Source organism: Lentzea kentuckyensis (assembly GCF_002150765.1).
GTDB lineage: Bacteria > Actinomycetota > Actinomycetes > Mycobacteriales > Pseudonocardiaceae > Lentzea > Lentzea kentuckyensis.
The window spans coordinates 154-2032 of the sequence record NZ_MUYM01000157.1; the positions used below are offsets into that span (position 1 = coordinate 154).

Below are 1879 nucleotides of genomic sequence, written 5' to 3' on the forward strand. Positions count from 1 at the left end.
CGCGTTGAGCCTCGGGAAGAGGGTCTTCCTGTCCCAGGATCCGGTACGGGGCCAGGACAACCGGCTGACGCGGCAGTGGCGGGAACTCGAGACGGGCGCGGCCGGCGTCGCCGTGGTGAGCGCGCCGCCGCAGAGCATGCCGGTGTTCATCCGGTCCGAATCCCCGCCGGCTCCTGACGTCTTCACGGCGGAACCCGTCCGCACGAAGGAGGACCTCGGGCTGGGCAAGGCGTTCGTGCCGCACAGCGGCCTCGGCTGGACGGGCGATCAGTGCAAGAAGACGACCCCTCCGCGGAGCCTGCACTCGCCCGCACAGGCACAGACGGAACTCCAGCGGCGCGGGTTGCTCGACTTCCTCGTCAGCCGCGAAGCCCTCGGCAGCTGGGAGGTCTGCGCGTGGACGCCGGACGGGCGCTACGCGATCGCGTTCGAGGCGTTCGGCCAGCTCTACGGCGCGCTCTACACGGCGGACGGCACGTTCAGTGCCGCCGTCATCGGCGGACCCGCGGTCAAAGGCACCGCGGCACCGGTGCGGCTCGTGCTGCCCGACGGCCAGGGCACGATGGTCGCCGACTTCAAGGCCCTCATCGGGCCTGAGCAGCGACCGGACTTCTGGCTGGCGCCCGCCGGGACGAAGGAGGTGACGATCGTGCGGGACGGNNCCTGGCGACCAGGTCGTCGTGAGAGCCCAGCTCGACGACACGGCCGGCGTCGACGACCGCGATCCGGTCGGCGTCCTGCGCGGTCTGCAGCCGGTGCGCGATCGCGATCACCGTGCGTTTCTCGCGCACGGCCGCGATCGCCCGCTCGGCATGCCGGGCCGTGGCCGGGTCGAGGGAGGACGTCGCCTCGTCCAGCACCAACGTGTGCGGATCGGCGACCTCCACCCGTGCGAGCGCTAGTTGTTGTGCCTGCGCGGGATCCAGCTCCACGCCGCCCGCGCCGAGCGTGGTGTCCAGCCCTTCCGGCAACTCGTCGAACCACCGCGCGCCGACGGTGCGGAGGGCTTCGGCGAGCCGTTCGTCCGGAGCGTCCGGGGCCGCCATCGCCAGGTTCTCCCGCAGCGTGCCGATGAACACGTGGTGCTCCTGCGTCACGAGCACGATCCGTTGCTCGCCCGCCGCCGCGAGGTCCGCGACCGGCACCCCGCCCACGAGCACCGACCCCTCCGCTGGCCGGTCGACGCCCGCGATCAGCCTGCCCAGCGTCGACTTGCCCGCGCCGGAGACGCCGACGATCGCCAGCCGTTCACCCTGCTGCACAACGAGGTCGACACCGTGCAGAACCTCATGTCCGTCCACATAGGAGTAGCGAGCCCCGCGCACCTCGATGCGGTCGTCCTGAGGTTCGCCGACCGCCGGTGCGGGTTCGACGTTCGCCGCGATCCCCTCGACGCGGGCGAACGACGCGCCGCCTCGCTGCAGGAACTCGACCCAGAACAGGATGCGCTGCATCGGCTCGACGACCCGCCACACCCACAGCGCACCCGTGACGACCACCTCGATGCCGATCCCGTCGGCGGCGTAGAAGAGACCGCCGACCAGCAACACCAACGCGGTCGGGACGGCGTTCACGAAGTCGGTGACCGGAAACAGCACGTTGCGCAGCCACAACGTCCGCAACCGCGCCCGATACGAACGCGCGATGGTGTCGTCGGCGGCGGCCACCATCCGGTCCCGCAGCCTGTACGTCTCGATCGTCCGGCTGCCCTCGCCGACCGCCGCGGAAATCTCCGCCACGTCGCCGTTCGCCTCGCTCTCCGCGAGATACGCATCGCGGGCACGAGCGAGATACCACCGCAGGACCCACACGACGACCGGCGACCCGACCAGCGCGACCAGCCCCAGCACCGGGTCCAGCAGGAACATCGCCACGAACA

Annotated in this window: 3 protein-coding genes; all 3 read right to left on the reverse strand. The window is 71.2% G+C overall.

What is annotated here, in order from left to right; genetic code table 11:
* Positions 1–186: hypothetical protein (locus B0F77_RS49475; protein ID WP_211294348.1), on the reverse strand; the 186-nt coding region annotated here is incomplete at its 3' end.
* A gap of 273 nt (positions 187–459) precedes the next feature.
* On the reverse strand, positions 460–588 hold the full coding sequence (locus B0F77_RS50660; RefSeq protein ID WP_281252622.1) for a hypothetical protein: 129 nt from the start codon (positions 586–588) through the stop codon (positions 460–462).
* On the reverse strand, positions 585–1868 hold the full coding sequence (locus B0F77_RS44285; protein ID WP_425435821.1) for an ABC transporter ATP-binding protein: 1284 nt from the start codon (positions 1866–1868) through the stop codon (positions 585–587). Before B0F77_RS44285 ends, B0F77_RS50660 begins: the two co-directional genes overlap by 4 nt.
* Between the last annotated feature and the right edge of the window lie 11 nt (positions 1869–1879).